This window comes from Deltaproteobacteria bacterium (genome assembly GCA_019308995.1).
GTDB lineage: Bacteria > Desulfobacterota > Desulfarculia > Adiutricales > JAFDHD01 > JAFDHD01.
On the sequence record JAFDHD010000041.1, the window covers coordinates 1 to 25,669 of the forward strand.

Sequence of the window (25,669 nt, forward strand, 5' to 3'; positions counted from 1 at the left end):
TACTGACTTCGCTTCCATGTTTACACGCCCCCTGCCAGGCGCGCCAAAAAACAAAGCCCGGTTATTCACCGGGCCCGTAAAAATTCCAATGTGAATATTTACTTTTTTTGTGATAATTGAAGGCCTAATTTTTGAAAGGCGTCTTCAAGACGAATCATTCCTATCGGCCGCCTGTTTCGAACTATTGCGATATTCTTCATATCATTACTCACCATAAGCTCAATAGCATCTATGATTTTATCCCCGATATTTACCGAAGGCTCAAGCGGTACACTGTCTTTATAAGGAAGGATAATTTCTTCTACTTTCTTTGTTCTCATAGGTCTTTTTGATATAAGAGAGCGAAAACGTATCTTCTCAACAAATCTCTCTTTGCCTTTAGCGATTTGGTGTCCACTATAATTTCATTATAAGATAGGTTAGGTATCCCCCGTAGCAGAATAACAGAAGAATGCCCCCTTTGCGTGTAATAGTGAAGGTCTTTCTCATTATCAGCCACGGTAAAAAACTAATAAACATCATAACCAGATAATCAATCACCAGGCCGCTCTCAAAGAACCCGCCTGGAATGGAAATCGGCCTTACTAGGGATGCCACCCCGAGCACACTCATTATATTGAAGACGTTGCTTCCCACCAGATTGCCAATGCTTATGTCCATCTCCTTCCGCAAAGCGGCCACCACAGAAGTTGCCAGTTCCGGTAGAGAAGTTCCAAAGGCTACGATTGTAAGACCGATGAACTTTTCACTGACACCGAGTATTGTCATAATCTTTACAGCGGATTCGACCACAATCTGAGCCCCGGCCACAACGCCTATAATTCCTAGCACGATCAAGACAATCTGCTTTTGCCTGGAGGTGATATATACGATATCTTCCGCTTCAGACACCGCAGCTACGGACCCCCCAATGGATTCCGGGTTATCAGCCTTCCTGGCAAGATAATAATTGAAAAAGGTGTAGAGGATGATCCCGCCAAATAGGGCAGCCCCCTCAATTCTCACGAGTTTTGAATCGAGGGTGAGTATGATGAGATACAGGGATATACCGAGCATGATCGGGATGTCTCGCTTGATGACCGACCTATCACTGGTGATGGGCTGAAATACTGCTGCCAGACCGAGTACGAGGGCAATATTACAGATGTTGCTCCCCACCACGTTTCCCACGGCGATCATGCTCTTACCTTGAATAGAGGAAACAAGACTCACCACCAGCTCGGGTGCGGAAGTCCCGAAGGCAACTACTGTCAAACCGATGACAATCGGTGTTACGCCGAGACTGCGTGCAAGGCTCGAGGATCCTTTTACAAGCCATTCAGCTCCAAAGTAAAGCATCACAAATCCGACAAGACAAAATAACAGATTAAGTATCATGATCTCAGGTTCCCTTTAGCTTTCATTGTACTCGAGATTAACTTCAATTCACAGTATTATCACGACCACAAGCTTCCCTTCACTTTAAGGGAGATAGAGAGATGGGGTCTTGTCCTTTTATGTATCTCCTGTTTTTGTTTGCCGAGCAAAGTACATGCCAGAGCTTTTTTTTAAGTCTCCGTAATAACGGTTTCAACGGATTTCCTGAAATACGGGGTCCTTTCATTCAGTGGATAGTCCCGTATCATTGCCTTTTACTTCCTGAAATAACCCGTGATTTTTATCATAATTCTTATGTTTCAATTCGAATAGCTCTTATTTCTCGTGTTTATTTAGCATCTTGGTCATTGATGGACTTCTTCCTTTTTTTCCTTGTACTTAAAATAAAGAATGATATCCGACATAGACTGTAGCCTAGAAATTTCATAATAAACTCCCGATGTAACCTCACGGTTTACAAACAATCGAGATAACCTTTGCTTTTTATGGTTTTTTAAAGATGAAGAGGAATATAGGTAAATTAAATAATACATAAAATTAATGGGTTAATCCTATACATCTCCACATTTTATTTACTTTCCTTTGCTGGCACATATCTTGATCCACCTAACAATCGAAGAGGTACCTAGAAATGAATGATCACTGTTTTGTTGGGCGACGTCTTGTACCAAAGGTTTTGTTCATAATTTAGCAGAGAAAGGAGAATGTTATTATGGATGATGAGGAAAAAATTATGGGTTGGGAGGTTGCTCGGGACCTTGAAAAGGAAAAGACCACCATACTGGCGAGGTTTATTCCTGAGTGGAGACAGGTAAGGGCGGCTCTTGGCGGTATATTCGTTTTTTCCCTTGTTTTTTTACTTGGAATCTGGCTGGCGGGCAATCCTTTTGAGGCCACTCAAAGAATCCCATCTGATATTATTATTGCCAAAGGATGGGTGGACAGTAATCAATGGGGCATCTTCTGGGGTGTTTTATTGCTGGCCATGTTTTTTGAGTTTATGGACGCTTCGGCCGGTATGGGATTCGGAACCGCCCTGACCCCGCTGCTGCTGGTCTTAGGGTTTGATCCGAAACAGATCGTTCCCGTGGTGATGATCCAGCAGGGTGCTGCCGGCATTGTGGGCGCTTTTTTGCACAGAGAGTTTGAAAACGTGGAATGGAAATTCAAACCCATGTCAGAGACCATCAAGTTATGGTTGATCATTGCCTTGGTTGGATGTGTGGCCGTGGCCTTTTCCATAATCGCGACATACGCCTTATTTAAGGTGGGGAAAGTCTGGATCAAGCTCTATGTAGCCATACTCCTTCTGATGATGGGAGTTATTTCCGTTATTCAGGCCAGAAAAGAGCGGCCCTACAAACCCAAGCGAATGTTTGGATTCGCGGCATTAGCAGGATTTAATAAAGGGGTCGGAGGCGGCGGATACGGACCTGTGGTGACTATAGGCGGCCTTATCTCCGGCGTTCCTGTTAAAAGCATGCTGGCCGTCACAGCCATATGCGAAGGGACGGTCAGCGCCTTTGCGATTATCGTTTGGCTGGCCCTCTTGACTTCAGGTGTAACCATTGATTACGTCTTGCTTCCGACAATGATGCTCGCCACCATGTTTTCTGCCGTAGCCGCGCCATATATGACACGGGTCTTTCCTGAAAAATTATGGAAAATCGTGGTACCGTCTTACTGCATCGTCGTGGCGGCCATCTGCTTCTGGAAAATAATCCCGGACCTTATCGCCAAATTGTCAGGTTAATTTAAATCGGAGACTAGAGGGGGTATCACCGTGAAGAAAGAAAGATATTTTGGCCAGGCCTTGCCACCGGGGCTGAATAATAGAAATTATATCCAGAAGCGGTTATCCAATTTTTCCCTAACCATGATCGTAATGGGAATTAGTTTTATCCTGTATTACCTGGGGTTGTTCGGCAACGTGGAAGGTCCTTTACAACCCGGGCAGTTGGGTGAAAAACTCGCCGCTATGGGAGTTTCCAGGATTCACGTGCTTTTATTCTTTATAACTGTGTTAGCTATTACCATAGCGTGGAACTGGATTTATAACCTGGTGAGCCTCCTGACCGGGGCACGACTGACCTGTACAAAAAAGATGGACAATGGGAATACCGTCTGCGGCGCTTCGGTGACGCGAGAAAAAGTTGCACATAATAAGACCGGAATTGCAGTTACCCGGTATGTGTGCAGTCATGGTCATGAACGCTTTGAGGCGACTTTTAATCCGGTGAAAAAGGGAACCCTCGGTCATACGGTGTGGGTCATTTCTTTGCTTTTTTGTATCATGGCGTTCTGTTTGACTTGAAAGGATTTGTTTGATATTCGTTAATAAAGCCTTGCCATTATTCAAAGGAATATACAACCCTTTCCCCGGCGCCTGTTTATCCGGCAGGTTTGGAGGCCTTTTAAGGCGCCTATGACCTCCAGCCTGCCGCCAATTTTCGGGGAAGCGGTTGTTTTAGCTGTCGTGCTGCTGGTTTTCTGACGCCTTAGATTTTTTCGTCTGCAATGAGGGGTTATGGGCGAAGGGGGTGATTTTTTTTGAATAAGCAAATTCGCGTTTTGATTGTGGATGATGAAGAGCCGTTTGCCTTGAATTTGGCCAGGATATTAGTATCCAGAGACTTTGATGTAACCACGGCCTTTAGCGGTTTTAAGGCCGTGGATACCGTAAGAGACGAAGATGATTTTGATGTGATTATTCTCGACGTCAAAATGCCTGGTATGGACGGGGTAGCCACGCTAAAGGAGATTAAAAAGTTGAGCCCTGACACTGAGGTGATTATGCTTACCGGACATGCCACACTGGATTCCGGGATTCAGGCCATACGGGAGGGCGCATACGATTACCTGATGAAACCCTGCGATATAGAGGACCTGGCTGAAAAAATAAGGGAGGCGTATGGTGTAGAAAGCATCAAACGTCATCCTGTGCTGTGGCCCAGGAACAAGGTTGAAGAAATTATTCGGTTTTCTTTCAAAAAATTGGCGCCAGAAGACCCCCTTGTCAGAGCCTTAGACCTGTTCGGCCAGGAGAGCGGGGAGACAACGGCGGAAACATTATTCATTCTGGACAGTGAAGATCGGCTTCAGGGGCTTGTCTCCAAGCGGGACTTGATTGATGAAGCGCAAAAGGCGCATCCTGAACTTTCTCTGACATGGACCGGTCTTAGCCAGCATCCGGAGTGGCTGCCCCGCAAAAGGCTGATCGAAATCATGCGTCCTGAAACCATGACCACCTATCCCGAAGAAAGCCTCACCGATGCCGCCTTTCGGATGATTAAGAGTAATATTCGAAGTATACCCGTTGTCAAGGAAGGAAAAACGGTAGGGATTGTCAGGATGCGTGATATTTTTCAATATATAGAACATGAAATAGAATAAGGGGCAGGAGGTTTCATGGGCCATGTCTGAGGTATCCCCCACTTCTCGTCATTCCCAAAAGAAAGATTATCCTTATTTCCGTCGTGTCTGGATCAACATCGTGGTGGCTCTTTTAGCGGTTTCTTTTATACCGCTCATTTTAATCGGCGGAGGTATGTATTACTATTCAGCTTCCGTGTTAAAAGAGAAGACTTTAAAGTCTCTCCGCATGGAAGTAGATAGCTACAAAAAGGCCATTGATCAGTTTCTCACTGAACGTATTATGTCGCTTACACTTCTCTCCAGCAAACTGAGCCTGATGTCCTTAAACAAGCCGGATACCCTGCAAACCGTTTTGCAATCTCTGCATCGTGAATTGCCTTGGTTTCAGGATTTGGGCGTCATAGACGATCAAGGCAGGCATCTGGCTTATGCCGGCCCCTACGACCTGATTTCAAAAAACTATAAAAACGCCTTATGGTTCAAGGCCGTTATGAAGCACGATGTCTATATCAGCGACGTGTTCACAGGCTTCCGCAATGTGCCTCATTTTATTATCGCCGTAAAACAGGTCAGTAACGAAGGCGTCCGAATCATACGGGCCACCATAGATAACGCTTATTTTAACAACTTTGTTTCGGGAATGGCTCGCCAAAGGAAAGGAGACGTCTATCTGGTTAATAAAAACGGAATTTTTCAGACCAGCCCGCGCCCAGGGGGGCAGATAATGGCGCAGTCGGAACTCAAAGGTCTCGAACGCTTCCAGGGGATCAAGATGGAAAAAAGAGGGGACCATATCCTGATGACGGTCTGGCAGGAAAAGGTCCCTTGGCTATGCGTAGTCCGGAGTGATTGGGATGATATATTTGCGGCGCTTCACCGTGTCCGTAATGCCGGTGTTTACGCCTTTGTCCTGGGAGCCTGCTTGATTGTTTTAACCGTTTTGCTGACGACCAATCATCTGGTGTCGCGACTGGAGTTCAAACGGCGCAGTATCCGGTTTCTGGACCAGCAGCTTCGCCAGACCAGTCAGATGGCGTCAGCCATGCCACAGTCTTACGGTTTATTGCGTGAAATAAAGGATACCCTGGCCAATATAGATGTAACGGTAACATGGATTCAGGATCTAACCCAAAAGGGAAACTTAAACGAAATGAAAGAAAGCCTGGAACAGATTGAGTCTGAGGTGTTGCGCAGCCGGAGGGCGATTGATAAATTCTTAAACTTTTTCCGGCCTGACGAACCAGCGCCGATAATCACGGAAGTAAATGTCAATGATATGCTGGATGATATTGTCGAATTTTTCAGCAGAGGTTTGCGGTTCAACAACATCGGGGTTCGACGAGACTATGAATTTGGTATCTCTGGAATCCGCAGTAACCCTTTCCAACTGCGTCAAGTTTTTCAAAACCTGATCTTAAACGCCATGGCGGCCATTCAAACAGATGGTGAGATTCTTTTAAAAACCTACATGACCGAAGATCGCGTTATGGTTGTTGTCACAGATGATGGGCCGGGCATTCCTGAGGAAAACATGGAAAAGGTTTTCAGCCCTCTCTTCACCACAAAGTCGGAAGGGATAGGTCTAGGGCTCTCCATCAGTGTTAGTATTTTAGAAAAATTGGGAGGCAACATCTCTGTCAGGAATGAACCGGAAAGGGGTGCTTCTTTCACTGTCGAACTCCCTTTGCGATTTAAATATTCCGGTGAATGATGCTTAAAGCTTCATCTGAAATCATCGCTAATGATCACAAGAGAAAAAATAAAACAGGCCATTGATGCCATATCAAGCAGGGATCCCGAGATAGGGTATTCACTTAATGAGATGCTCGGCATGGGCCAGATAGATGTGCCATCTGCCCACGGCGACGCCTTTCAGGGCGATAATTTTTCCTTCCTTTTTGAGAACAAAAAAATCCCGATAAAGAAATTTCAATATTTCAACGATGGCATTGTTGTCATTGAAGAACGCCTTTTGATCGAATATGGTGAACTGGTTAAAAAGCAGGAACTCTTGAAAAAAGGAGATTCTATTAATTTTCAGCACGCTGTTATGGAAATTCAAGAGGCGGGCCTCAAATTAATGGTGACCCATGAGATCAATTATGCCCTAACGAAATCCCGGGAAAAACTGAAAACGCTGGAGAGGAAAACTACTCCCTTTAAGGCGATATCCCCGCCTGGAGAAGGCGCCCCCCTGACACCCTCTAAAAAAGAGAACGAGATTTTGTTTCAGAAGAAGATCATTTCTTTCCTGGAAAAAATAAAAGCAGATCAACAGCCTCTTGAGATACCGCCCCATGAGACCGACTCTGCCATATTATTCCAAGGAGTGGTTGATACTGATACACCCGCCTATTTCATGCCCTTTCCCTTTTGCATGGGTTCTCTAATGCAGGCGGCAGATATTAATCTGGAATTTTTTCATGTGCGATTCCTGCTGGATTGCCTGGCTAAAAATTTGGAAAAAAATCTGTTCGCATGTGTGGTGAACCGGAAAATTATGGGATTGGTCTTTCTCATTTTCAGAGAAAAAATGTTTTATAAGGCCATAGAAATTAAATTCATGGCGACTGTGCGTGGCGGAAACAGTGATGAAACAGAGCTGATACCTCTGCAAGTTAAAGGTAGCGGCACCCTTTTGGTGGCAGGAGTATGGATGCTATGGAAAACCCGGTTCATGGATATGAAGGAGGTTTTCCTTGAGTCAGAAATCGGAGCTAACCGGTTTTACAAGTCAATCGGTTTTCGACACCGCCGTCAATTCGAATATGTGTTAAAAGACCCCAGAGGACACCTTCTAATATTAATTCTGATTATGGCAGACAATTACCATGATCCAAACCAGAAGATCATTCAAGAAATCAATGCCCTCATAAAAAAACAAATAAAATTCCTGTGCAAAAAACCCAAAAACAAAGAGGAGGAATCCGACAGGAAACTGGTCGTTTCCTTTGTTAAAGCATGTTTGCGGTCAAGGGCGCGTCTGGAGTTTGCCAAAACAGCAACCAGTCTGCTGGCCAGATATAAAAACAAGATACCGGATTCAAAAGAATTTATCGAGTTAGCGGCAGAATGTGGTTTTAGCCTTGTCAAACAAAAGCCAATATTGAACGCGCCGCCATTATTTGTTGTAAATGATGGCCGGTTTACACAGCATCTGGAAAATATTTTTCACTTAGATAGCGCCAAACGATTGGGCGCGATTCAATCCGTGTTGTCTCACACCTCAATTGAGGGTAAATGGACAGAGGTTGCCCCAAGGCTGGCCTCAGTGGAGGAGCTTGCCTGGGTGCATACCGCTTCTCATATCGAACGTATTGCACGAACTGCGGATAAGCCGCTGGCGTCTCTTGATCTGGATACCCAAACATCTGAAAAGTCGTATGAGGTGGCCCGGCTGGCTGTGGGTGCGGTCTTCAATCTTCTTGATGAGATCTGGAGTGGAAAGGCCAAACGAGGCTTCGCTTTCATCCGACCTCCTGGACATCATGCCGAACCGGATAAAGCCATGGGCTTTTGTCTTTTTAATAATATAGCTCTGGGGGCCAGGTATCTGAAAGAACGCTACGCGGCCGGAAAGGTCATGATTGTAGATATTGATGTGCACCATGGAAACGGAACGCAAGCCGCTTTTTACGATACAGACGAAGTTTTGTATTTCTCCATGCATCAATTTCCTGCTTACCCGGGAACCGGCAATCTCGGTGAAGTGGGGCAAGGTAAGGGGGAAGGCTTTACCGTCAATGTTCCCCTGGGAAAAGGGCATGGAGACAAAGATTTTGCTCAAATCATCTATTTTCTGGTAAATCCCCTGGCCGAGAAGTATAAACCGGATATGCTCCTTGTATCCTGTGGTTTTGATCTCTATGTACATGACCGTCTCGGTGGCATGAGAGTCACACCAGAGGGCTATGCCATGATGACTTTTTTGCTCTTGGAAATTGCAGAAAAGGTTTGCAATGGGCGTATCGCCTTTATTATGGAGGGAGGTTATAGCCTGAAGGGGATCGAGGAATGTGGCTTGAGAATCATGCAGGAGTTATGTAATACGTCCACTCTTAATAGCGATAAAATAGACAGAATAAAAATGGGCGCTCCCTCAAAATTGTCCACTCTAAAAAAAGTGCTCGAAATTCAAAAAAAATACTGGCATTTTTAATTCCCAGCCCGTGTCACCCCGTAGTTTACACTAGCCATATTAATGCTACATTTTTTTAAACGCAATTATATCTATTATCGCTTCTTGATTTTTTACAATTATGCAATAATATTAATGACATAGAGTTATTAGAAAAGTCGAAGTAAAGGACTTTCATCTTTTTGGCACTATGGATGCCATCTAACAAAGAATGATCACTTAACTATTACACATACCAAGGGGCTGATGGACTCGATATAAATCCAATTATATCAATATGTTTCAGGTTTTTGATTCTGCGGTTAATCCTTGGCATATTTCTTGATATACTATATTCTCAGAGAGCTACCATCAGTGATGAAAGCGGGTTTGGGAAATGATGACATTATTTAAGAAAATATTCACAATGGAAGAGCCAGCGCAAAAGAATGATAATCCCGATGAAAAGTCGCTGGAGGCTCAAAGAAAAAGCCAGTACTCCAGGTTATTTCGCAGGTTCATTTTGTTAACAATAGTATGTTCGCTTGTTCCTCTTCTTTTAGTAGGATGGGGTATATATATGAATTATACCCGGTTTGCAAATTCCCGCATGATAAATTCCTTTCAAACTCAGGTAGCCCACCATCGCAGCATTATTGAATTGTTTCTGGAAGAACGTAGTTCAAAACTTCAATTAATCGCAAATACACACTCTCTGGATCATTTGGTGAAAGTATCAAATCTTAATTACATTTTTGAAATGATAAACCAGGAATATCAGTCTATCACTGATTTGGGTATTATTGATGAGCGCGGTAATCATTTAGCCTACATCGGCCCCTATGATTTAATGGATAAAAATTACTCTCAGGCCCTCTGGTTTAAAGAGGTCATGGCAAAAGGTATCTACATAAGTGATATGTTTATGGGTTTTCGGAAGGAACCTCATTTTATAATTGCCGTTACCAGTCCTGGGAAAAAAAAGTGGATTTTAAGAGCCACTATTGATACCGAAGCTTTTCGCTCCCTGGTCGAAAATGTTAGGATCGGTAAAACCGGTGAGGTCTACCTTGTAAATCAGCAGGGAATTTTTCAGACCAGTCCCCGGTTTCATGGAAAGATTATGACCAAGGCCCCTTTCCCTGTGGAGCCTATCCATGAAGGTATCAAGGTTCGTATTTTAAAAGGCATTACAGATGACCGAAACCAGAATCTTCCGCGTCAGGTAGTGAGCCAAACATGGCTTAAAGAACCCCGCTGGATGTTAGTGGTTAAGCAGGATTTTTCTGAAGCATTCACTGATGTCAACCATGCCAATTATGCAACCTTAATTTTTCTTCACCTGAGTGCTCTAACCATCCTGATAGTTTCTATTCTTATCACAAGATATATGATTACCATCATCAAGAAGCGTGATATAGAAACAGATGAATTGAATAACCAGCTTATGCAGGCTGGCAAATTAGCTGCAATCGGAGAGCTTTCAGCAGGCGTAGCCCATGAGATTAACAATCCTCTTGCTATTGTTCTGACCGAGAGACAGATACTACTGGATATGATGGATCAAAAAACCTATCATGATCTGGATTTTAAAAAACAAATATTGGATTCCATGTCGCAGATAAATGTGCAAATACAGCGATGTAAGCGTATAACGCAGAACCTGTTGCGATTTGCCCGCCGCACCAAGCCGATTATTGAAACCGTTAACCTTAATGCCTTTATAGAAGAAGTTACCGAGCTTATGGAAAGAGAGGCGCGGACTAGCGGCATTAAATTCTTTTTAGACCTGGACGAAAATCTGCCGCCACTCCTGTCTGATCCGTCACAGCTTCAACAGGTATTTCTAAATATGATCACAAACTCCATTGACGCTCACGAAGGAAAACCCTATGGCTCCATCCAAATTTGTACCCGATCAGATGAGCAGAATGGAGGAATTCAGGTAGAATTGACCGATACCGGGTCGGGGATCGCTCCAGAAAACCTCTCAAAGATATTCGATCCGTTTTTTACCATTAAACCAGTGGGTAAGGGAACAGGCCTGGGACTTTCGATCTGCTACAGCATCATTAAACGATTGGGAGGGAATATTACGGTCAAGAGTGAAGTCAGTATTGGAACTAAATTCACCCTTTTCTTTCCTTACAAGCCTCCGCCGGATTTACTGGAAAACATACCAAGTAATGATGAAGATATAGAAGCTTATTTTCACATTAACTCAAAGAGGAGGGATTAAAATGAAACGAGCTAAAATCTTACTGGTGGATGATGAAGTTGTTTTCACCAACAACGTATCAAGGCTTCTGAAGACCAGGGGATACCGCGTCACCGTGGTGAATAGTGGAGACAGTGCTATTAAAATCCTTGAGGAAGAAAATTTCGACGTGGTGGTGCTGGATTTAAAGATGCCGGGTATGGACGGAATCACTACTTTAAAAGAACTCAAAAAGCTGGGACTCTTCACCGAGACGCTTATTCTAACTGGGCACGGAGCAATTGATACGGCCCTTGAAGCCATCAAGTTAGGTGCATATGATTATCTGACTAAACCATGTGAAATTGATGGACTTGTAGACAAGATAGAAGGCGCTTGGGAAAAAAAGGACGAGGATGAGAAAGAAGATATACAGAAGAAAATCAGTAAGGCAATCGAATCGCCCAGGTCAGTTTATTCTGAATCTCGACGCAAAAGGGAGAAAGTTTGAGAGGGTTGTTAGCCCAGTTTATACTATGGCCCCTAGTTCTGCGCCTTTATGTTTGTAGCGCTAACCTTCCCCAGCAACGATCTGATCAGACTATTGCTCATCTTAATGAGTGGTCACGGCGTGTCCTTTTCGCAAGGAGAACGAAGCCGTGACCCCTCATCAGGAACTTATCAAAAAACATATAGATAACAACCGTTTAAAATGTCGCTGTAGATTCAGCTTCTTCGATCAGTTCGGCAACCTCTTCTTCAGATATGACCTCTATACCATCCATGAGGTTAGCTGTGGGCAATCCCCTTTCCTTGAGCGATTTCTGGTAGCAATAAGCTTTGCCCCCTTCTTTGATAAAGTCCTTGAGTAAATCCGAGTTATATCCCCTGTTGTTAAGGGCGTTATATACACCGTCTTCAAGAAAGAGGATATTCGAATCAATCGCTCCCGAATAATTCGCCCAGGCGGTTCTAATGCCAAGAGTTGAAACTTCTTCCCCTTGAGGTCGCATGATGATTACGCACATTGAAGCGATCATGTGATTTCTCTCCTCTAATGACCAATGCTCACATGGACATCGGATGTCAGAAGAAATGTGGTAAAAGACTGCCCCACATCACCCCACTTAATTCCGTCGCGGTATTCGTCCGCCTCGGTTCCCCTGCCATATTCATTTGTATGACAGGTGGTAATTTCAGCGCCCATCTCGGCCAATTTATCCAGCCGGTCACCGATCTTTCCAATTTCCACGTGTTTTCGAAGTCTTTCCTGAATATGCAGCTTTCCCTCGATTGGCTTCTCTTTATTGGCCAGATTGACCGCGTTGTCGAACAGGAAAATATTTACCTTATAACCTGCTTTTAAAGCCGCCTCAGCAAGTTTGACCGTAAATATCGGGTCCTCATTTTCCTGATACCCCGATAACAACATAATGGTTAATGTTTTGGACATAGCCTCACCACTCCTTTATAGCGAAATAGTCTTGTCGTGTTCTTCCATGATAAGAGAAACCATCTTATCGTAATCTACTAAGGCGCATTCATCAGAGACCTCGATACCGCGGTCTTCTAGGCTGTCTCCAGAGGCGTATATCTGACTGACGCCAGCGGCCTTAAATTTCTCCAGCATGAACGGGGTCGCATAAAAGACTCCATCTCCAACAAGTAATAGTTCTTTTTCCTCCGCACCGCCCAAAAGGGTGATCAAGTCGGGCACATTGGGTCTGGTCTTGTTTAATAAAAATAACATCTCTCTCTCCTATATTAATCAATACTGTTTGACATCGGTTGCTCTAATATCAGATCGGGATCAATATGATTAGCTACCCTTTACTCGCATGTCATACTCCATCTCCATAGCGTCTTCCAGGGAGTAAGTGACCAGAGAGCCTCTTTCCATATTCTCTTTGGCCTTTTCAAAAGCTGGAAGATCGGACTCGTCAATATCAACCTCAACATGGATGGACATACTGGTGTATCGGGTTCTCATAACTTCATCTTTGTCCTTTTCGATTTCCGCCCAGGCCGTCATGCCCTTTAGGTTTGCGCCGTTACGGATGAGGCTATTGGCAAAGGTGTTGGTGAAACAAGAAAGAGCAGCCGCGCAGAGAAGCCGGGCGCCGTAATGATCATTCCTCAGTTCCTCATCTGAAAAGCCGGTCCGGTTGATTCTGATTTCCGGCAGGGCTGCGGCCCCTATCGTGAGATGATGTACCTCAGCACTCTCACGATTGTATTTGACAATAACTTTTTCGTTGTTGCTCATAACCAAGACTCCTCTTTAAGAAATGATGTTAACCGAGATTATGCGGTACCTGAACGAGCATAATACTCCATCAAGCTCCTACTGGTCAATCAATAATCCAAGCGTCACTCATGCCCAAACACCGCCCGATAGCGGAGTGCCAGGGGAAACGCCGAAGCGGCATGCAACCACCAGCGCCGTGAAGGGTTGAACCACAGGCAGCCTCAGAGGCCTGCCAGCGCCGCCTCTAAATCAGCCCTGAGGTCCTCTATATCTTCTATTCCGGCGCTATAACGAATTAATCCCTCTGGCACGCCTGAGGCAGCTATTTCCTCATCATTCAGTTCAAGATGGCTGGTCAGGGCCGTTGGGCCTGCCACGGTTTCAATCTGTCCGAGATTTGGCGCCAGATACGCATATTGTAAGCGGGATAGAAAGCGATCCGCGGCCTCCATCCCCCCCTTGAGTTCAAAGCTGAGAACGCCCCCAAAACCACGCATCTGTCGCCTGGCGGCTTCATGGGTCGGATGGCTTTTAAGGCCCGGGTAATTGACATACTCCACTTTGGGGTGTTGCTCCAGAAAATGCGCCAGGGTCAAAGCGTTTTCATTGTGCCGCTCTATTCGCAGACCCAAGGTTTTAAGGCTGCGCAAAAGCATATACGCGCTATTGGGGTCAAGGGAAGGCCCTGTGAGCTCTCGAAAGCGGAATATTTTTGTAATGAGTTCCTTGGAGCCGCAGACCACGCCGCCCATGACATCCCCATGACCGCACAGGAATTTGGTAGCGCTGTGGATGACAAGGTCGGCGCCTAGGCTCAAGGGATTCTGATTAATGGGCGTGGCAAAGGTATTGTCAACAATGACGACCGCGCCGACCGCGTGCGCCGCCTTTGAGAGCCGGGCCAGATCGAGTACCTTGATGGCCGGATTGGTTGGCGATTCCAGGTATAAAATATCACAGCCGCCTGCGATAGAGGCCTCGATGGCTTCAAGATTGTCAGTATCGCAGACGTGGCAGTCAATACCGAAGCGAGGTAAAATTTGTGTGAAATGAAGAAAGGTCGCGCCATAAACGTCACGGACGGAAACCGCTCGCTTCGACGCCTCCAGCAAGGCAAAAAGCGTGGTGCTGATGGCCGCCATGCCGGTGGCGAAACTAGTTGCGGCCTCCGCTCCTTCCAAAACCGCCATTTTCTCCTCAAACAGGCTCGTGGTCGGGTTTGTATTGCGGCTGTATAGGTCCCCCGGTTTTTCTCCCAGCGCGACGGCGCGCCACTCCTCAAGATTGTCGAAAGCAAAGGCCGAATTTTGACAAATGGGCGGCATTATGGCCCGGGTGCTGGGATCAATAGGGTTGGCCAGATGGACCGAACGGGTTGACGGCCCTGGTTTCTTTTTCATGAAACTGCCTCCTGATCTGATTGTTGAACCTGGCTTTTAAACGGCCCTGGTTCGGCGTGAATATATTTACTCATTTGTCAGAGCTTATACCAGTTTGCTGCGAAAATCCAAGCCTTCCTAATGGTCGGATATGGCGCTTTCTGTTTCCAGAAATACCATCCAGACCCGGGTTCAAAAGATGATCAAGGCCGGGGTCCTGGATATCGTCGGGCGGATTGATTCGGACACCATCCCCAACCATCAGATTGTAGTGATCGGCGCTATCCCTGCTCAGGCCGGGACATTCTGGCCCATTGACCTCAATGAGCACCTGGCCCTGACGAACGATCTTCTTTGAAAGAGCGGCTTTCTTTTCCGGAATCCCCTCTCTAGGTAGTCGCCGTCGGCTTTAACTTATTGGAAGTGTTTTTGGTATAGCTTAAGCGCCTGTTCTTTATCCTCGCGAACACCAGGATCAACAGGGTCAGGCGCGTTCAAGACCGCTTCAAGCTCCTTTTTGGCCAGGTCTTTTTCCTTCATGCCCAGATATGTTTCGGCAAGGAACACGTGGGTCATAAAGTTATCAGGGCTAATTTCCTGGGATTTTTTTAAATATTCGACAGACTCCTTCTTGCTGCCTCCCGCGATCCAGGGAAGCTTAAAGGCTATTCGTCCCAAGATTCGATAGGCGCCCCCTTCATCATGGGTCGGGTCCAGCTCAATAACCCTGTTCATCTCGTTCTTCACTGGTTCGAGCAGGCTCAAGCTCTTGAGGATCCCTTTCACCTCCCCGTAAGCACAATAATGGACTCCCAGCCAGTAATGGCACGGGATACAGTCATCTTTGAGGGAGACGCCCTTTTGGGCATAAGCGACGCCTTTATTGAAGATGGCGGCCCTTTCTTCCTTTGGACTGTGTATCCCCAGCCAGTAGAGAATTCGGGACAACTTCCAGAGGGCTTCCACGCGGTTGGGGTCATTGGCCAGGACATCTTCGTAAATACGGATATAAACTTTCACTTTTTCAAGGTCAGCGCGCTGTGGGTATAGGGCGTCCGCCTCGGCCATCTTGGCCTGGATATCCATTGCGCCGGAGGCCCCCATCAAAACAAAGACCCCCATGAACAGGCCTACAAGACCTGCTATTAAACACCGTTTCATCGTTTGTATTCCCCCTTGGCTCTGCTTTTGTATCACCGTAATTGACCTGTGAACCTGGTCAAACGATTTTATTATATCAAATCGCTTGAACCTCTCCAACAGGATAAATTCAGATGTAGGTCAGGGTGCGAAGCTCCCTGACATAAGACATGGTTAAGATTGTCAGGGAGACCCGCTTCGCGGGCCACCTTGACCTACAAGCCTAATCCAGAGCTATGTATTTGCATTATGTCTTGAAATGAGCCACTATAAACTAAGCTGCACAGCGGAGATTAAAACGGCCTGATGTCATTGATACAGCGCTAGGCACAGCCGGACAAAGGAGGTTAACAGGCTCATGACATGGATTTCATTTCCAGAGGATTTTCTATGGGGCACGGCTACTGCGTCTTACCAGATCGAAGGCGCGGTCAAAGAGGGTGGAAAAGGGGAGTCCATCTGGGACAGGTTTGCCCACACACCCGGAAAAATCAGGGATGGCTCCACCGGGGATAGAGCCTGCGACCACTATCATCTTTACCGGGAAGATGTAGCCCTGATGAAGGAGCTGAAGCACAAGGCCTACCGCTTTTCCATCTCATGGCCTCGCATTTTGCCCGAGGGCCGGGGCCGGGTGAACCGGGAAGGACTGGATTTCTACTCCCGGTTGGTGGACGCTCTGCTGGACGCGGAGATCGAGCCCATGGTGACCCTGTATCACTGGGACCTGCCTCAGGTCCTGGAGGACAGGGGCGGCTGGGCCGCGCGCGACATTACAGGCTGGTTTGGAGACTATGCCTTTACCGTGGCTGGGTATCTGGGTGACCGCGTCAAGCTGTGGACCACCTTAAACGAGCCGCAGATGTTCTCCCTGCTGGGATACATGATTGGGGTTCACGCCCCAGGCGTGACCGACCTCCAAAAATATTTTCCTGTGTCCCACCATATAAATCTGGCTCATGGACAGGGAGTCCAGGCCATTCGTAATGAATCTCCTACGGCTCAGGTTGGCACTGTGCTTCAATGCCCGCCCATCCACCCTGTCACGGAGTCCGAAGAAGACCATAGAGCGGCGCGGGTTATGGATGGTTTGTTGAATCGTTGGTACGCGGAGCCGGTCCTGCTCGGACGCTATCCCGAAGATATGCTGGACCTTTTGGAGTCCTACAACCTGCCTTTCGAGGAGGGTGACCTTGACCGCATTCACCAGCCTTTAGACTTCGTCGGCCTGAACGTGTACACCAGGCTCTTTGCCCGGCATGATCCGAGCGTGTCCTTGCTTGAGGCCACTCTGGCTGTTGACCATAAAATATCGGGCGCGGAGTACACGGCCATGGGATGGGAGGTCTATCCTCGGGCGATTTACGAATCGCTCTTGCGCTTCAAGGAGGAGTGGAGTGACCCGGCTGTTTTTATCACCGAAAACGGCGCGGCCTATGACGACCGGCTGGTAGACCAGACGGTAGAGGACAAACAGCGCCTTCAATATTTTCAGAAATACCTGGCCCAGGTGCGGCGAGCCATAGACCAGGGGGTTAAAGTCAAGGGCTATTTCGCCTGGTCGCTTCTCGACAACTTTGAATGGGCCGAAGGATACACCAAACGTTTCGGCTTGGTGCATGTGGACTTCAACACCTTAAAGCGGACTCCCAAGACCAGCGCCTTCTGGTACCGGGAAGTGATTGCATCAAGCGGTTTTGAGTTGCCGGATTAGTTGCTTTTTTATCTTGTCAGGGGGGAACTTTTAAAAATTTTCGTTAACCCTCCCCTGAACCCCCTTTAAAAATTTTCCACAGGGTTCCCCCAGAAATATCATCAACCCTTTAAGCCCGGCGGATATTATGTTAAAGGTAAGCTGTTGATTTTAAAGTGATGATAAAAAGCGGTGGCTGGAAAACGAAAAAGAGCGCTATGGATTTTGATCCTGCTCATTCTGGCAGGCCTTTTGATCGGCTTCAGTGTGGGTATTATTCTGTCTGTTACCCGGGACCTGCCTCAAATTCAGGCTCTGGAGGAGTTTCAGCCCAGTGCCGCTACTCGAGTCTACTCCGCTGATGGACAGCTTCTAGCCCAGTTCTTCATTCACCGGCGCCTGCCCGTCTCCGGGGACAGTATTCCGCACGACCTGAAGAAGGCCGTTATATCCGTGGAAGACCGGCGTTTCTACCGGCACGCCGGACTTGACGTCATACGCAATTTTGGAGCCTTGATCAAAGACATTCAGGCCCGGGGCCTGGTTCAAGGCGCTTCGACTATTACGCAGCAGCTGGCCCGCAACCTCTTCCTCACCCCGGAAAAGACCATTACCCGAAAACTTAAAGAGATCTTCCTGGCCTTACAGATCGAGCGGCGCTACACCAAGGATGAAATCCTTGAGCTGTACCTGAATCAGATTCCCTTTGGCACCGGGGCCTATGGGGTCGAAGCGGCGGCTGAAATTTACTTTGGCAAGAAGGCCTCGGACCTCACCCTGCCCGAATGCGCCCTTTTGGCCGGACTGCCTCGCTCCCCAGCCCGCTACTCCCCTTTTAATCATCCCCAGAAGGCCCTGGCTCGACGCCGGGTTGTGTTGCGGGTCATGCTTCGGGATGGACACCTGAACAGGGAGCAGTTCGAAACCGCGGTCAAGGCGCCTCTCAAGCTGGTCCCTCGCGCCGCCGCTCAAAATATAGCCCCTTATTTTTCCGAACACATCAGGCGTCTGCTGGTGGAAAAGTTCGGCCAGAACATGGTGTATCGAGGCGGGCTCGAAGTTCAGACCAGCCTGAATTATCACATCCAGGAAATTGCCGAAAAAACCCTGGTTCGTGGACTGAGGGACCTGAACAGACGGCTGGCCCGAAGCCGATCCGCCCATGCGGCCGGCGCCTCAGGGGATGAGGCCGTTCAGGGCGCCCTGGTGGTCCTCGAACCGGGCACCGGCCGGATTATAGCCATGGTGGGAGGAAAAAATTTTTCAGAAAGCCCTTTCAACCGCGCCGTGCAGGCGTTTCGCCAGCCGGGTTCCGCTATTAAGCCCATTATCTATGCCGCGGCTGTCGAGTCGGGTCTGACCCAGGCCGATCGCCTCTGGGACGCTCCGATCACCTTTAACCTGCCAGGCCGCAAAGACCCCTGGAAACCTCAAAACTACAGCCGCCGCTTTGAAGGGGAGATAAGCTTGCGCCGGGCCTTGGAGATATCGGAAAACATCCCGGCCATCAAGCTGCTGCAAAAAGTCGGCATTGGCAATGTCATCCGCACGGCTCGAAGTATGGGGCTGACTTCACCGCTCGGCCGTAACCTGGCCCTGGCTCTGGGGACCTCGGAGGTTACTCTGATCGAGCTTGTTTCGGCCTATAACTGCCTGGCCGGAGGCGGCGTCTGGATCGAGCCGTGGGGGATAGCCCAGGTTCGAGACCGCAGCGGGCTGGTCATTTTCGAGGCTCAACCACAGCGCCGGGCGGCACTTTCTCCAGAAACAGCTTATATCATGACCGATATGCTCAAGGGGGTCATAACCCATGGCACCGGCCGAAAGGCCAGGGTCCTTAAGCGGCCTCTGGCCGGGAAGACCGGAACGACCGACAGATACCGGGACGCTCTTTTTGTAGGATACTCGCCCCAGATGACTGTCGGGGTCTGGGTGGGCTATGATTCCGGCCGTGTTTTAGGCTGCGGTGAGACAGGCGCTCGCGCGGCCCTGCCTGTCTGGGTTGAGTTCATGGAGCAGGCCCTTGCAGGTAAACCGACGCACGATTTCAAGCGGCCGGTCAATATCGTTATGGTTCTCATGGACCGCATCACAGGCGCCCGCGTCAGTCCCGATGCTCCGGGAATGGTTGAAGCCGCTTTTAAAACAGGAACCGAGCCCAAGGATTAGGGCGCGTCTTGCGTTGTCCGGGAAAGGGTTGATTTAATCGCCTTTGAATCGGTCGAAGATCTCAACAAATTTTTCCTCACAGGTCAGGAAGGCATCAACCACGCTCGGATCAAAATGGGTGCCTTTTTCGTCTATAATTATGGCCTTTGCTAAATCATGGGTATAAGCGGTCTTATACACTCTTTTATGAACCAACGCGTCATAGACGTCCGATAACGCCACGATGAGGGCGGAAAGAGGAATTTCATTTCCCTTGAGGCCATTGGGATATCCGGTGCCGTCAAATTTTTCATGATGTGAAAGGGCGATTTCAGCGCTCATCTGTAAGTAGTCTGCGTTCGGATACCTCTTCAAAGCCTCATTCAGGGTTTCAAATCCAATGATGCTATGGGTTTTCATGACCTTAAATTCTTTGTCATCCAGCCGTCCCGGTTTGAGCAGTATATAGTCAGGAATACCTATCTTGCCAATATCATGCAAGGGGCTACTCAGGAAGATATTGTCAATGAATTGATTGTTTATTTTTAGAGCGGGATTGTTTGACTGCGCCAGGGTTTCAGCCAATGTTTTTGAATAAAAACGAATACGTTCCAGGTGGTTGCCCGTTTCAGGATCACGCGACTCGGCCAGTTTGGCCAGAGAAAATATAACGATGTCCCTGACTACAAAACCTAGTATCCTCTCTCCTGCCCCGATTCTTACGGCCAGCTCCGCTTTTACAAAGGGCTTTGTAATGAAATCATCAGCCCCGGCATTCATGCCCACGACAATATCATGGACGTCTTCTTTTGAGGTTACCATGATAATGTATGTATACTGGCTTCCTTCACCTTCTCTTATTTTCCTGATCAGACTCAGGCCATCCATCCCGGGCATTACCCAATCGGTGATGACCATCCTGGGCTTCTCATTCTGAAAGATTTCCCATCCTTGGCATCCATCTGAGGCCACGAGAGTCTTGTGGCCTAAGCCCTGGATCAATTTATCTATTTTCTTGCGGCTTACAAGCTCATCATCCACAACCAGAATTCTCATAAAAGGAACTCCTTGATTTTCTCTGCTTATTTAGTGATCTCTGGCATAATCTTCTAAACGGGAAACCTCTTTTTGAAGTTTTTCGAGAATCTCAAGGCTTCCTTCCAGCCTTCCGGATTTTACGATGCTTTCAAGCTTAAAAGCAATCCTGGAAAGATCATCCGCCGTCAGATTCGCCGCACCACCCTTAATGGAATGTGCCTCTCTCCCGACAACCTCAGCCTCCCCATTGGATATAGCCTGGTGAATAGTTCCGATCTGAGCCCTGGCTTTCTCAAGAAAACCATCCAGGACCTCTATTAGAAACTCCTTATCCCCCTCAAATTCCTCCACGGCCTTTTCAAAATTCATAGGAGCATCTTTTTCAATGTTTTTATCTTTTGATTGCTCCTCCCTGAATTCACCTCCTGACCCCATTTTTGGCACGACCCATTTTTCCACCATGGCCAGGAGTCCTTTCTTCTTTAAGGGCTTGGCAATATAGTCGTCCATGCCCACCGCCAGGCATTTTTCTCGATGATCTTTCAGGGCGTGCGCGGTCATGGCGATGATGGGTGTTCTTTCCAATCTGGCTGAACCTTGTTTATCGGTTAATTTATTGAGATTTGCCTCCAGGTTTCGAATGGCCTTTGTGGCCTCATATCCGTCCATCACGGGCATTTCTATGTCCATCAGGATGAGATCGTAATGTTTTCGCTTACAGGCCTCGACCGCACCCCGGCCGTTTTCCGCGAGATCAACCTGGTATCCTACTCGGTTAAGATGCCTCATGGCCACCTGCTGATTCGTGGGGTAGTCTTCGGCTAAAAGTATCTGGACCTCTTTCCTAGACTCCTCGGCTATACTATGTCTAGTGACCAGTTTTGGGGCTATCTTCATCTCCTCCGCCATGGCCAGACCCAAAATAGATTCAATGGCCTTGCGCAGTTCGTCCCGCTTAATCGGCTTGGTTAAATACCCTTCAATCCCTATATCAAGGCAGCTTTTACCGTCCCCGATCCGACCAATTGAGGTGAGGACTAAAATCGGGACTTTTTTTAGAGCCTCCCTTGACCTGATTTCCTTGGCCAGGTCAAAGCCGGACATCTCAGGCATTTGCAAGTCCAATAACATAAGGTTGAAAGGATCGTTCGATGAAACAGACTCCCCGAGAACGGATAGGGCTTCTTTCCCGCCGGGCACACTCACCGGCCGGCAGCCCCAGGAGGTAAGATACTTAATCAGGATAAATCGGTTGATCTGGTTGTCATCCACCACCAGCACCCTTAAATCGCTCAGATCAACATCTTCTCTCGCCAGGACGGCTTGCTGACCTGTTTGTTTGGCAAGGACTACGGTAAACCAGAATGTACTTCCCTTATTCACTTCACTCTCTACGCCGATTTCCCCTGCCATCAGGTCTGTCAGTTGTTTGGATATGGTGGTTCCCAGGCCGGTCCCACCGTACTGCCTGGTAGTCGAGCCGTCCGCCTGGGTGAAGCCATTGAAAATCACGGCCTGTTTGTCTTCAGGTATGCCGATGCCCGTGTCCTTCACCAGGAAACGGAGCCTGACCCTGTCGCCCAGGTCCTCGACCATCTCTCCCTTGATATATACCTCTCCCTCATGCGTAAATTTCAGGGCGTTGTCAGCCAGATTCACCAGGACCTGCCTCAGCCGGGCCGGGTCGCCGATTAATTGAGCTGGAACATCGGGAGACAGATAGGAGATGAACTCCAGGCCCTTCTGATCCGCTCTAGAAGCGATGCTGTTGGCCATATCCTCGACCAGGACCCTAAGGTCAAAGGGAATCTCTTCCAGTTCAAGCATCCCGGCCTCAATCTTGGAAAAATCGAGTATGTCAGTGATAAGGCCGAGCAGGGAATCGGCTTCGGCGCTGATGGTATGGAAGATGTTTCTCTGGTTGTCGTCAAGGTCGGTATCAAAGGCCAGTTCTATCATGCCGATGATTCCGTTCAAAGGGGTCCTGATCTCATGGCTCATGTTGGCCAGAAACTCGCTCTTGGCCTGGCTGGCAGCCTCGGCAGCCGCCTTGGCTTGCTCCAGGGACTCGACCCACTTGCGCGCGGTGATATCCCGGGCCACCCCCTGAATGGCATAGGGCTTACCATCACGGTGGAGAAGGGTCCCGCTGCTCTCTATGTATACTTCTTGGCCGTCCTTGCGCCTTAATTTGTACTCGGTTAAATCTTCCTGAAAACCGATTTTTTTAAGGGATTCAATAGTTTTAAAAGCTTTTCCCAATTGATCAGGGCTCAGCAGTGAGGCAAAATTAAGAGTGAGGGCCTCCTCCTTGGTATAACCCAGCAGTTTCAAGGCCGCCGGGTTGGCATCAATGAATTTGCCTTCAAAATCATGAACGTAAATGCACTCGAGCGCGCCGTCAAAAAGAGCCCGGTACCGCGCCTCGCTTTCCTTGATCGCCTCTTCGGCACGCTTGCGCTCGGTGACATCCCGGGCGATCCCCCGGAATCCTATGGGCTGACCTTCGGGGTCTCGCAAAATAGACGCGGACATCTCATGAAAGCTGATACTCCCATCTTTTGCGATAATTCTATGGTCTATTATTTTTTTGGGTTTCCCTGTCCGGTAAATTTGATTAAAAGCTTGTAATGTTTTTTTTGCGGTTTCCGCAGAGGTATAATCCCGGTTATCCATAGTCATTAATTCGTCCCGGGGATATCCCATTATTTTACACAATGAATCATTGAAAAAGGTGAATTTTCCGGTAAGATCAACCTCAAAGTAACCCTCTTCAATGCTCTCAAGGATGGTTCGATATCTTTCTTCACTTCTACGAAGCGCCTCCTCGGCCTGTTTGCGTTCAGTGATGTCACGGGCAATACCTCGGAACCCGATTGGACGGTCTTTTTGGTCCTGTATCAAGGAGGTGGACAGCTCAAGAACCCTTGTACTTCCGTCTTTTTTAATGAGTTCATAGTCCATTATTTCCGCCGATTTTCCTGTGCGGTAAATTCGATTAAAGACTTGATACAATTTCTCGGCGACTTCAGGAGTAGAGTACTCCCGGTTGTCCATACCCATAAATTCGTTCCTGGAATAACCTGATATTTTAAGCATGGCGTCATTGAAGAAAGTCATCTTCCCGGTAAGATCAATTTCGAAGTAACCATCATCAATGCCTTCGAGGATGGTTCTGAACTTTTCCTCGCTCTGCCTGAGCGCCTCCTCGGCACCCTTTTGCTCGATGGTTCGTCCTATTCGCTCAGCAATGCCATTGATCAGGCTTCTCTCTTCTTTAAGGAACGGCCCCTCATCGCTTTCCGGTTTTTCTTCCACATAATAAACCTCAATGGTGCCGACCTTTTCATGATGGAGAGTGATATCACTGGCCTGTTTCCAGACTGTTTCCTGAAAGTTTTTAGTTCTGAATTCTCGATCTTCCAGCACGACTCGGGCACAAGCACTTTCCGGATACTGGTAGCCAGGAGGCACAAGGTCCACCGTCCCCTGAAGTATCTCTTCCAGCGAAATGCCCGGCTTTTCGACAAGCTTGGAAATACTGTAAAGGCAATTCAATTCCTTGATCCGCTCGCTAAGGTCGCGTGTTTGCTTCAGCAGCGCTTCCTCCACCCGCTTCAATTCGGTGATGTCCATGTAGTTGCTCATAGCTGCTTGCTGGCCGTCATATTGAATGGAGATAACTGTCTCGATCACATCTCTGGTTTCCCCATTTTTATTAATGACCCTGTATTCATACGGGTGGGAAAGCTCGCCCTTCAACATCCGCACCGCATTTGCCCGGACGGTCTCTCTGTCCTCAGGATACACCATACTCAAGGGTTCCTTCCCAATTAATTCATCTTCGGAATAGCCTGTATCCCTCTGAAATTGCGGATTCGTGTATACGAACTTTCTATCCTGGACAATGTATATTCCAACCGGTGAGCTAGAAGTCATGGTTTCATACAGCGCCGCTGAATCTTTTGTCCCTTTTTCCATTTCCCCCTTGGCGTGCTTGCGCCTATCTTCCGATGTTTCTAACTCAGTATCCCTCCGGCGCAGCTCAACCAGTTCACTAATGAGTTGCGCCTTTGTTTTTCTTTCATCTTTCATTTCTTGTCTCCTCAAGATAAAAAAAAGCCCACCTCCGTTGAGAGATGGGGTCTCTGGGCAACTGATCCATGATTCTCTAGCTTGAAGTAAATGGGCATAGTACAATTTAAGAATACTACTAAACCATTGATTAGTCAAGCATATTCGTTAAACCAATCATTCCCACAGCATTTATTCTTAAAGTTTATCTATAACTGTCATTCATTTTTATACGTCGAAATATGAGATACCTAACGGCTGGTAAAAGAACTTTCCAATTAGAGTTTCTGAAAAAAAACTTCTTTTATGGATTCACTCTCTGGCGGAAAAGACAGCTTTAGTTGTCGTGATTCCTGCGGAAGCGGGAATCAATATGCCGAAACCAAGAGATCAAGCTGAGCCCTGCATTTCTTTAAATAAAAACGAATTTAGTGGAAGGAAAGGGCCAGATCAGAACTTTATTTTCATTCTTAAGAGAATAACCTTAGAAAGTACATCTTATGATGATTGGTAAAAGAACTTTTAGAAGAAATTAAAAGAGAGATTGATTCACAGGGCCTGTCCAGTGAGAGAGCGAAGGGCTCGCAACAACACGCTATTAATAGTTTTATAAAATTCACCCGCGAGGAGCGTCAGAGGCGAAGGAATTCTAAAATTTATAGTCGGTGAGTTGCTCCCGGTTTCTTTGGACACGAAATTGCATTAACGTGAGAAGAAGTTGTTCAAGGAGGTCGGGTCATGAAAGAGGAGAGGAAAATAATAGGAGAGATCGTTGGCATGACGGAGGGAGCCCGAAGGGCGACCGGAGGCAAGCCAACGACTGGCGGCCAGGGTGGACCCCTGGGGCCGAAACAGCGCTGGAGTGTCAGCCGAAAAAAGGAAG

21 protein-coding genes are annotated in these 25,669 nt (G+C 47.5%); 11 read left to right on the forward strand and 10 right to left on the reverse strand.

The genetic code is table 11. From position 1 onward, the window contains the following. Positions 1 to 98 precede the first annotated feature (98 nt). Both JRI95_08630 and JRI95_08635 read right to left on the reverse strand, forming a co-directional pair. On the reverse strand, positions 99 to 320 hold the full coding sequence (locus JRI95_08630; GenBank protein ID MBW2061610.1) for a hypothetical protein: 222 nt from the start codon (positions 318 to 320) through the stop codon (positions 99 to 101). A 76-nt stretch (positions 321 to 396) separates the two neighbouring features. After that, positions 397 to 1,377 carry a calcium/sodium antiporter gene (locus tag JRI95_08635; protein ID MBW2061611.1) on the reverse strand — a complete coding sequence of 327 codons (981 nt, stop codon included), beginning with the start codon at positions 1,375 to 1,377 and terminating at the stop codon, positions 397 to 399. 712 nt (positions 1,378 to 2,089) lie between these two features. On the opposite strand from JRI95_08635, the gene JRI95_08640 reads away from it, so the two are divergent. The 7 genes from JRI95_08640 to JRI95_08670 all read left to right on the forward strand — a co-directional run bounded on the left by JRI95_08640 (position 2,090) and on the right by JRI95_08670 (position 11,577). Then, complete coding sequence (locus tag JRI95_08640; protein MBW2061612.1) at positions 2,090 to 3,130, forward strand: sulfite exporter TauE/SafE family protein; 1,041 nt, start codon at positions 2,090 to 2,092, stop codon at positions 3,128 to 3,130. Between the two features lie 30 nt (positions 3,131 to 3,160). Continuing rightward, positions 3,161 to 3,691, forward strand: coding sequence for a hypothetical protein (locus tag JRI95_08645; GenBank protein MBW2061613.1), 531 nt, complete (start codon positions 3,161 to 3,163; stop codon positions 3,689 to 3,691). Positions 3,692 to 3,927: 236 nt separating this feature from the next. Beyond that, positions 3,928 to 4,770, forward strand: a complete 843-nt coding sequence (locus JRI95_08650; GenBank protein MBW2061614.1) for a response regulator — start codon at positions 3,928 to 3,930, stop codon at positions 4,768 to 4,770. 22 nt (positions 4,771 to 4,792) lie between these two features. After that, positions 4,793 to 6,463: a hypothetical protein gene (locus tag JRI95_08655; protein MBW2061615.1), complete on the forward strand. Its 1,671-nt coding sequence runs from the start codon at positions 4,793 to 4,795 to the stop codon at positions 6,461 to 6,463. A 30-nt stretch (positions 6,464 to 6,493) separates the two neighbouring features. Next, positions 6,494 to 8,911 carry a histone deacetylase gene (locus tag JRI95_08660; GenBank protein ID MBW2061616.1) on the forward strand — a complete coding sequence of 806 codons (2,418 nt, stop codon included), beginning with the start codon at positions 6,494 to 6,496 and terminating at the stop codon, positions 8,909 to 8,911. Positions 8,912 to 9,296: 385 nt separating this feature from the next. Then, entirely contained in the window at positions 9,297 to 11,108 is a 1,812-nt protein-coding gene (locus tag JRI95_08665; protein MBW2061617.1) for a two-component sensor histidine kinase, read from the forward strand. Position 11,109: 1 nt separating this feature from the next. After that, positions 11,110 to 11,577 (forward strand): response regulator, encoded by a 468-nt coding sequence (locus JRI95_08670; GenBank protein MBW2061618.1) that lies wholly within the window; start codon positions 11,110 to 11,112, stop codon positions 11,575 to 11,577. A 196-nt stretch (positions 11,578 to 11,773) separates the two neighbouring features. Here JRI95_08670 and JRI95_08675 read toward each other — a convergent pair whose 3' ends face one another. The 5 genes from JRI95_08675 to JRI95_08695 all read right to left on the reverse strand — a co-directional run bounded on the left by JRI95_08675 (position 11,774) and on the right by JRI95_08695 (position 14,714). Beyond that, complete coding sequence (locus tag JRI95_08675; protein MBW2061619.1) at positions 11,774 to 12,106, reverse strand: DsrE family protein; 333 nt, start codon at positions 12,104 to 12,106, stop codon at positions 11,774 to 11,776. A gap of 14 nt (positions 12,107 to 12,120) precedes the next feature. Beyond that, complete coding sequence (locus JRI95_08680) at positions 12,121 to 12,519, reverse strand: DsrE family protein (protein MBW2061620.1); 399 nt, start codon at positions 12,517 to 12,519, stop codon at positions 12,121 to 12,123. Between the two features lie 15 nt (positions 12,520 to 12,534). Beyond that, the gene (locus tag JRI95_08685; protein ID MBW2061621.1) at positions 12,535 to 12,816 is read right to left on the reverse strand and encodes a hypothetical protein; all 282 of its coding nucleotides are present in this window, start codon (positions 12,814 to 12,816) and stop codon (positions 12,535 to 12,537) included. A gap of 69 nt (positions 12,817 to 12,885) precedes the next feature. Beyond that, a complete protein-coding gene (locus JRI95_08690) occupies positions 12,886 to 13,332 on the reverse strand; it encodes an OsmC family protein (protein MBW2061622.1) in 447 nt (148 codons plus the stop codon). 203 nt (positions 13,333 to 13,535) lie between these two features. After that, positions 13,536 to 14,714, reverse strand: a complete 1,179-nt coding sequence (locus tag JRI95_08695) for a PLP-dependent transferase (protein MBW2061623.1) — start codon at positions 14,712 to 14,714, stop codon at positions 13,536 to 13,538. Positions 14,715 to 14,844: 130 nt separating this feature from the next. Here JRI95_08695 and JRI95_08700 point away from each other — a divergent pair, with 130 nt between their 5' ends. Further along, positions 14,845 to 15,051, forward strand: a complete 207-nt coding sequence (locus tag JRI95_08700; GenBank protein MBW2061624.1) for a hypothetical protein — start codon at positions 14,845 to 14,847, stop codon at positions 15,049 to 15,051. A gap of 56 nt (positions 15,052 to 15,107) precedes the next feature. On the opposite strand, the gene JRI95_08705 is transcribed toward JRI95_08700, so the two are convergent. Next, positions 15,108 to 15,854 carry a hypothetical protein gene (locus JRI95_08705; GenBank protein MBW2061625.1) on the reverse strand — a complete coding sequence of 249 codons (747 nt, stop codon included), beginning with the start codon at positions 15,852 to 15,854 and terminating at the stop codon, positions 15,108 to 15,110. Between the two features lie 337 nt (positions 15,855 to 16,191). Between JRI95_08705 and JRI95_08710 the strand changes: the two genes are divergently transcribed. Beyond that, positions 16,192 to 17,547, forward strand: coding sequence for a beta-glucosidase (locus JRI95_08710; GenBank protein MBW2061626.1), 1,356 nt, complete (start codon positions 16,192 to 16,194; stop codon positions 17,545 to 17,547). Between the two features lie 171 nt (positions 17,548 to 17,718). Continuing rightward, on the forward strand, positions 17,719 to 19,695 hold the full coding sequence (locus JRI95_08715) for a PBP1A family penicillin-binding protein (protein ID MBW2061627.1): 1,977 nt from the start codon (positions 17,719 to 17,721) through the stop codon (positions 19,693 to 19,695). Between the two features lie 33 nt (positions 19,696 to 19,728). Here the strand turns inward: JRI95_08715 and JRI95_08720 are convergent, their stop codons facing one another. Together JRI95_08720 and JRI95_08725 are read right to left on the reverse strand one after the other, a co-directional pair. Further along, positions 19,729 to 20,730 carry a response regulator gene (locus tag JRI95_08720; protein MBW2061628.1) on the reverse strand — a complete coding sequence of 334 codons (1,002 nt, stop codon included), beginning with the start codon at positions 20,728 to 20,730 and terminating at the stop codon, positions 19,729 to 19,731. 30 nt (positions 20,731 to 20,760) lie between these two features. Continuing rightward, entirely contained in the window at positions 20,761 to 24,807 is a 4,047-nt protein-coding gene (locus JRI95_08725) for a PAS domain S-box protein (GenBank protein ID MBW2061629.1), read from the reverse strand. A 717-nt stretch (positions 24,808 to 25,524) separates the two neighbouring features. Between JRI95_08725 and JRI95_08730 the strand changes: the two genes are divergently transcribed. After that, positions 25,525 to 25,669, forward strand: a 145-nt coding sequence (locus JRI95_08730; GenBank protein ID MBW2061630.1) for a hypothetical protein, incomplete at its 3' end; no start/stop codon positions are given.